General features: G+C 41.0%; 5 protein-coding genes. 4 read left to right on the top strand and 1 reads right to left on the bottom strand.

The window, feature by feature from the left end; genetic code table 11:
- The first annotated feature begins 124 nt into the window (after positions 1 to 124).
- From SD69_RS17745 to SD69_RS17735, 3 genes are read left to right on the top strand one after another with little or no spacing between them, the layout of a single operon-like run.
- The gene (locus SD69_RS17745) at positions 125 to 1,198 is read left to right on the top strand and encodes a tripartite tricarboxylate transporter substrate binding protein (RefSeq protein ID WP_041525026.1); all 1,074 of its coding nucleotides are present in this window, start codon (positions 125 to 127) and stop codon (positions 1,196 to 1,198) included.
- Entirely contained in the window at positions 1,188 to 1,721 is a 534-nt protein-coding gene (locus tag SD69_RS17740) for a tripartite tricarboxylate transporter TctB family protein (RefSeq protein WP_041525025.1), read from the top strand. Before SD69_RS17745 ends, SD69_RS17740 begins: the two co-directional genes overlap by 11 nt.
- A gap of 8 nt (positions 1,722 to 1,729) precedes the next feature.
- Positions 1,730 to 3,196 (top strand): tripartite tricarboxylate transporter permease, encoded by a 1,467-nt coding sequence (locus SD69_RS17735; RefSeq protein WP_041525056.1) that lies wholly within the window; start codon positions 1,730 to 1,732, stop codon positions 3,194 to 3,196.
- Positions 3,197 to 3,287: 91 nt separating this feature from the next.
- On the opposite strand, the gene SD69_RS17730 is transcribed toward SD69_RS17735, so the two are convergent.
- Entirely contained in the window at positions 3,288 to 5,195 is a 1,908-nt protein-coding gene (locus SD69_RS17730; RefSeq protein WP_198144163.1) for a DUF5060 domain-containing protein, read from the bottom strand.
- Positions 5,196 to 5,540: 345 nt separating this feature from the next.
- Between SD69_RS17730 and SD69_RS17725 the strand changes: the two genes are divergently transcribed.
- Positions 5,541 to 6,248: a GntR family transcriptional regulator gene (locus SD69_RS17725; protein ID WP_041525024.1), complete on the top strand. Its 708-nt coding sequence runs from the start codon at positions 5,541 to 5,543 to the stop codon at positions 6,246 to 6,248.
- Positions 6,249 to 7,319: the final 1,071 nt, after the last annotated feature.

Here is a 7,319-nt window from a genome sequence, read left to right as displayed (position 1 = left end):
CCGAATACCTCAATCGGAGGTGTCCCGCCACGGTGGCTACTACAGGCCGCATAACCCTCTACTTTTAACGGCGGTTTAAAAGTGGGGGGATTACATGACACTCAAAAGCCAAAGAAGGCTATCAATGAAAGTAAGAATCACAACTTGGCTTGTATACTCGATATTTACCATTATTTCTTTAGTCGGATGTTCTCAGCCATCCGACAATCAAAATACTGATAAAGTTAGTAAGTGGCCCCAAAGAACCGTTAATATTAGTGTTTTTTCTTCCGCAGGGGGTTCCGCAGACATAGCTAGTCGTGCTATTGCAGAAAGCATGAAGTCTGGATTTAATGCGGATATTGTGATTAACAATATGCCTGGATCCCTAGGTGGCTCTGCTATTCATTATGTTTGGAACCAGCCGCACGACGGATATCATTTAGTGGGCATTTCTGAAAGCGTATTGGGGCATAGTGTTCTAGGTTTACATACTAGTACCGCGAAAGATTGGGATTACTTTATAGTAGGCGGTACTCTTGGCGTTATATCTGTCAGCAACAGCTCTCCATATAAAACGTTTGATGAGCTGCTAAACGCCATCAACCGAAATCCGAATTCCTTAACTATAGCGACATCTGTGCCAGGAAGTGTTTGGAACATTCAGTGGTTGAATGCGATGGAGACAGGAGGGTTTTCGACTCGAAACATTCCTTACGCTGGGAGCTATCCATCTCAAGTCGCCGTTTTATCTGGTGAAGTTGATATTGTTTGGACTGGTTTAGGTGAGCAGAGTGAGTTTATAAAAAGTGGTCATCTTCGAGCGCTAGCAGTGTTTGATAGTAAAGCCGTTAATTTTAATGGTCAACATATCCCCGCTATTACTGATTACATACCAAATCTTCGTATAGCTATGCCCATAAATCAGTTTGTTGGCCTTGCTATACCTTCAGACACTCCGACGTTGGTATTGAAGAAATTAACAACAGCTTTTAAAAAAGGCATGAAAAGCAAAAGAATAAAAACTTTTGCTGTCGAACAATACTTTAGTCTCTTAGGCATTTCAGGTAAGGAAGCTAAAGATTTTGTTCAGGCTCAGGAAAGCATTATTGCTTGGACACTTTGGAATTCTGGTATTGGTAGTAAAAACCCTAAGGATTTAGATATAGAACGGCCAAAATTAGGTATAGACAGAGGAGATAATAGTCTTGAGAAATGAGCCGGGCCCACCAAATATTTGCGAACCTGAAAACACTGTCTTTCACAAAAACGATTTTCTGATTGCAGTTCTATTATGGATAGGGAGTTTCATTGCTTTGATTGATAGTGTCCGTATGACATTCTATATTAAGCTACCTTTCTCCCCTGAAAGGACATGGTTAGTAGCGCCCGGTCTACTTCCCATGTTTCTTTCCGGTGGCTTACTTATAATGCTCTCTGCATTGATCATTATTTCATATCGACAGGGAGAATTTAAAGACCAATTTTCCATGTCTGCATTGGTAAAAAGTATTTTGCAGAAAGAACGGTTTTCTAAGACCCTCCAAGCAGCCTTACTCTGTTTGTATGTTTTAGTGCTTACTGGAAACATCCAATTTGGCATTTCAACGGCGCTTTATCTGGCCTTCTCTATGTTGTTATCACGCGCAGCTAAGTTCTACCAAATTGTACTGATTTCCATAACCTTCTCCGCAAGTATCACTTATGCCTTTGGCACACTTATGAAGATTCCACTTCCATGATTACCTCCATGATAGAAAATGTATTCTTATTGATTTCCAATCCCGTCATTATGTTTGGGATGTTTATGGGAGTCACTGGCGGCATTATAGTTGGCGCCTTACCGGGCCTGACCGCCACCATGGCCATCGCCATTTTAGTTGGTTTAACTTATGGGCTTTCCCCGGAACTTACTTTTGGAATCATTCTTTCTGTTTATGTAGGAGCTATTTACGGGGGATCGTTAAGCGCAATATTACTGAACATTCCTGGAACGGCCGCTGCTGCTTCGACGGCTCTTGATGGATACCCAATGGCCATGAAAGGAAAAGCAAATTATGCGATAGGTATAAGTCGCGTCGCTTCTTTTATTGGCACTTTATTTGGTTTGATCATTTTGCTAGCTATTGCACCTATATTAGCTAATATTTCTTTATTGATCAGATCAATCGACATGGCTTTGTTGGCTTTATTCGGCGTTCTCCTTGCCGGCTTCATTTCTTCTGAAGGCCTTAAAATTAAGGGGTGGATTTCAGCTTTTATCGGCATGTTAATTTCACTTACCGGAATTGATTTTCTGCATGGATACCCACGATTCACCTTTGACCAGCCCTTTTTAATGGGTGGTTTTGCATTTGCTCCGATTATGATTGGTGTGTTCGGCATCGCGCAAGTTATAGATAATATCAGCGCACCTAAAGCTAGAAGAGTTAAACAGATAGGTAGTATTTTTCCTGATTTTTTTGAAGTAGTAAAATATCTTCCTTTGAGTATCCGCTCTGGCGTCATCGGTACTGGCGTTGGCATTATTCCAGGCTCAGGAGAGGATATGGGTGGGTGGTTCTCGTATTTGGCTGCAAAATTTACTAGCAAGAACAAAGGTCAATTTGGTAAAGGCTCGATTGAAGGAGTTATTTCCTCAGAAACTGGGAACAATGCATCAATAGGTGGAGCACTTATACCTTTGCTAACGTTATCGTTACCTGGTAGCGCTCCGGCAGCGGTTTTACTTGGCGCAATCCTACATCAAGGAATCATACCAGGACCGATGCTGATGACGACGTCCCCGGATTTTTTACCTATGTTCGGTGGAATTCTATTTGTAGCCTGCTGCCTTCTCTTGGTATCCGGTATTATTGTGGCCAAGTACGTTGTTCAAGCGTTAGACATTCCAAGTCGAATATTAATGCCACTGGTTGCGGTTTTTTGCGTTGTTGGCTCATACGCCATTAACATTCGGATTTTTGATGTGTATGTGATGTTGGCATTCGGTCTTATTTTTTACGTTTTCCATAAGCAAAAATATCCAATGGCACCACTTGTACTCGGGGTTATCCTGGGTCCCGTTATCGATGAAAATTTTCGAAGAGCCTTTTGGATTAACGGAGACTTTATGTCGTTTTTTTCAAGACCGCTTCCGTTGGCACTTGGAAGCTTAATTTTTCTCATGATTTGGCTGCAAATAGGCTGGTTAAAAAAATGGTTTAAAAATAATTAGTAATGTCTGACAGCTGTCTTATGTGTTTGAGCAGATTAAATGCCACCCCTCAATAACTTTGGGCTATTGAGGGGTTAACAATGATAAATGATTAAGCGTCATTTAGCCTTCGCTTAAGTAATAGAACCCAGTCACTTTTTTGTTCTTCATCAGATAACACTATGGTTGTCTTGCCGCCTGTAATCGAAAGAGTAGGCTTCTCTCTTACAACCCCTGAAATGGGGTTTAACCACAGCTGTTCATATTCTCCTGAGGGCATTTCGATTGAAATATTATTTCGTTGAATTAGGTACCCAATAAAGTAGTTCTTGTTACTTGCTCCATAAAAAGAAGATGCTGGAAGAAGTTCGTCTTGAGCGCCATCAACTCCTTCGATAGTAATCGTTCGATCTACAATTACTGGCAATGGTGACAACTCCCAGATTGGCACATGCCTTTCTATAAAGTTCCTAGCTATACGTGTAATTTTCCAAAGTGATTCACGCACATAGAAGTTTTCGGTACTTAAGTCATTATGAGGCTGGTGAGCACCCGAATACCATTCGACACCTGCCCCTCCAGCTAAAAACGTTGGCCACAAAACGTGTCGACGTAATGATTCATGAGTCGGGTCATCTAAATCAACTTTTGCTCCGGTATACCATTTACCTATCTCATCCATCGTCAAAAGCCAAGGCGTTCTATTGACCCTTTTTCCAGATATCCCCCTCCATTTAATAATTTCTTGATATACTTGGTGGCGGTACTCGATCTGCAAGGAGATACCATCCAATGTACTATTCAATAAAGGTGTAAGAAGATGATCTTTGCTTTCAGAGCTTGAGTGAGTGTGAATTAGAACTGGGTGCTGATAAGGATCGTTTTCACTGAAGTATTTCGCCATAGCAATTCTTTGCCCATCGTCCTGTGCAATTGGCGTCCAGTCTTCAGGGCCATTTTCCTCGCCTAAGTTCCAAACTAATGCATTATGGTGAGAAAATCGCGCTATCAACTCTGCATAATATAGTTTTCGTAAATCTCCTACGTCACCACTATCTAGCAAAGTTTCATTTTCCGTTTCTTGAGTAACAACATGCAGCAATATACCTTTATCTTGCATATGTTTAAAAACAAGCTCCCACTGAGCTAGCTTGCTTACATCAAAGCGATCGAAAGTTTCATGGTCCAAAAATGGCCAAACGTCATTTCCATCACCCTTTATGTTCATAGTTAGAAAATATTGCGCATTTATTCCTTGATTAGCTAAATAATTAACGCTTCCTATTAACCCTTTTCCTTTGGGATGACTTGGATCCCCCCAAAGAGGGTCACCTTGCTCATAATCCTTAATATGTGAGGAAAAACTATGGAGGTCAGTTCCAATTTTTGCTTCGCCATCTCTGCTTTGTTCGGAAACTCTATAAGTTCCATCAAAACCTGAGTAGCCAAGTAAATTCTCAGGACTATTTGATCCTCCCTTCAGCCAGTATTTACCGGTATTCGGGAAGTAGAAATATCCATCTTTTTGAGAAAGTATTCCATTTTCTTCAAAAATCGACGAATGACTTTCTCCGGAAGCCACACTCAAATTGCCACTCTTATGAGCAATTAGCGTCAAGTTGGATTTGCTTTCATAAAAGCTCAGAATAGCTGCATTTTTACCTTTGTATAAATACGTCTTATATTGGTAGTTCCCTTTTAGTTGCGGAGTGAAATTAGTTCTCCAAATTTCCCCAGCATCTGCCGAAGTAACCGCTGAACTACCGTCTGCAGCAAAAAATCCTCTAACATTCCAGCTTTTTCCAGATTCATGACTAAACTCAGTCCAAACAACGTAATTAGTAAAAGGGTTCAGCGCATCGGTCTCGGAAACCATAGGACCGTCTATATCAATACTGAATGTTTTAAATTGCTCGGCAGACAGCTCGTTATCATTTTCATAGGGCATGTCATTTTTAGAATATTGACTACAACCAACTGAAGAAAGAATTATAAGAAACAAAAGTAGAACTCTAAGCATTCGAAACCTCAAAGTGAAAACGATTATAGTTGCCCTATGCGAATCCAAACTTATAATCAACTTCATAGCTGACACGAAAGAACTGGATGTCACAATAGTGTATACATTAAGATAAATTAGCGTATATGTTGCCTGTCGAAGACCAACATGTCAATATTGTTGGCTCACCTGCGGCGGTAAAGGTTATAGTCACTCTCACGTCACTATCCTATAAGAAACAGATGAGAATCAATGACTTAGTAATATTGTCTCTTTATCGTTGTATACAAACACATGTAAATATGTGTAAATTTGCCAGAGTGCCGGCCATTGTTAGGTTTCAGTTAAGATAAAAGAGGTAGTTAGATGGAAGAACAAGCAAGAACGAATACCATATCCCTTTCAGAGAAAGCTTATCAAACTATACGAGCTTTAATTTTGGGGAACGAATTTAGGGCCGGAGAGCAAATATTAGAAAAGGTCTTGGTTGAACGTCTGAGTATCAGTCGCACTCCTATTCGTGAGGCTTGCATTCAACTACAGAAGGAAGGGTTAATAGAAATAAGGCCTAGACGAGGTATTTATATAAAGCCTATATCTGCCGCTGACATGAATGAAATTTACGATATAATGTCTGCGCTAGAAGCTCAAGCTGCCAAGGTTTTAGCTAATAAAATATCTCAAAAGAAAATTACAAATAAGGAATTAGAAAAACTTGAGACACCCACTGTAAATATGGAGAAAGCATTAGAGACCAAGAACTTGAAAGCATGGGCCGAGGCAGATGAGGAGTTTCATCTTGCTCTTTTGGAGTTATGTGGAAATAAACGCTTAAAAGAAGCAGTATTAAAATACTGGGGGCAAGTACATAGAGTTCGTTATTTCACTTTAGAGTTGCGGGGGCAGCCAAGCGATTCGACAGATGATCATAGAGCATTACTTGATGCCATTCGCTCGGGAAACCCACGAAAAGCAGCCGACATACACGAACACCATCGTCAAAAGGCTAAACAAAACTTGCTTGATATTATCGAAAAATTTGAACGCATAACGGTTGCCAGTCCATTTTGTTAAATTTAACAGCCCACCCATGAGAATATACTTAGACCACCCGCGTGTACTAATCCAGACGAGACTAGATCGCCAACCACACTGAAGTAGCCCGTATCGGTTTAGATTTTATTTGTATTTCTTAGGTCAATATCACAATTATTTTTGCCGTCTCTCTATAATCTGCGAAATTATGTACCTCACTCCCCCTACCATTAGTGACTGTACCGCATAGTTCGGCGTAAGCAGTTGTTGGATTGGCGGGCTGAAGAGATACCCGGCGTGTCGAGAACGTACTTATGTCGATAGTAGGGGCTGCGATTGTCGTTCGAAACAGTTCGTGAAGATCCTCCCTAGTCAGGCACGAGGTGCATTGCGCCAAGGTTCACGTAGAGTTTCGCCTAGCAAGCGATAACTTATGGCACCTAAAGTCGCGTTCTGCCGACGCTTTAGCCCATATCTTTTTGGGCGTATTTATTAGTGAGCGCCCTTTAGAATTTGAAGGCTGCCCTGCTCCGGGGCACTTGGCGAGGGATGGCTTGACTCTGGTATCGAACAACACTCATATCGAGAAACTATCCCATTAGAAAACTCGGCACGCAGTCTTAATTAAAGTAAAAACCAAGACAAACGACGACGTAATGTTAGTGCTGTTTAGGTATGCGAAAAGCTGGCAGTTTTGTTACATAAGAGCCTAACTTCGGACCGAAGCGCTTAGTTGGCGTCTCGTGCACATTTTTGTTGGTCTGGGACGTAGAGGTTATTTCTGTGATCCGCAGAGTTCACGACAATACGGAACTGATGAGAACACAAATAACCTACTTTTGCAGTATTCCCCTGAACACCTCAGCCTCTCTCTACTGGATTGAAGCGATGTGGCGCAAAAACTGAAACAAGAGTAACAAAAGCGCTCGATTTACAAGCGCGAGCGAATATGCTTGATTAAATATTTCAATAACCGACTAATCCAAAAATCATTTAAAATGAAGGAATAAACTATCGACCTAATACCAGTTGCTCCTGTAATCCCCCGAATAATCCACAGCGGCTATCAGTAGAAAATTCCATTAAAATAGGATCAAGGAGTTTTCTAAG

Source organism: Gilvimarinus agarilyticus, assembly GCF_000832015.1.
GTDB lineage: Bacteria > Pseudomonadota > Gammaproteobacteria > Pseudomonadales > Cellvibrionaceae > Gilvimarinus > Gilvimarinus agarilyticus.
This window is presented reverse-complemented; position numbering and strand designations above follow the sequence as displayed.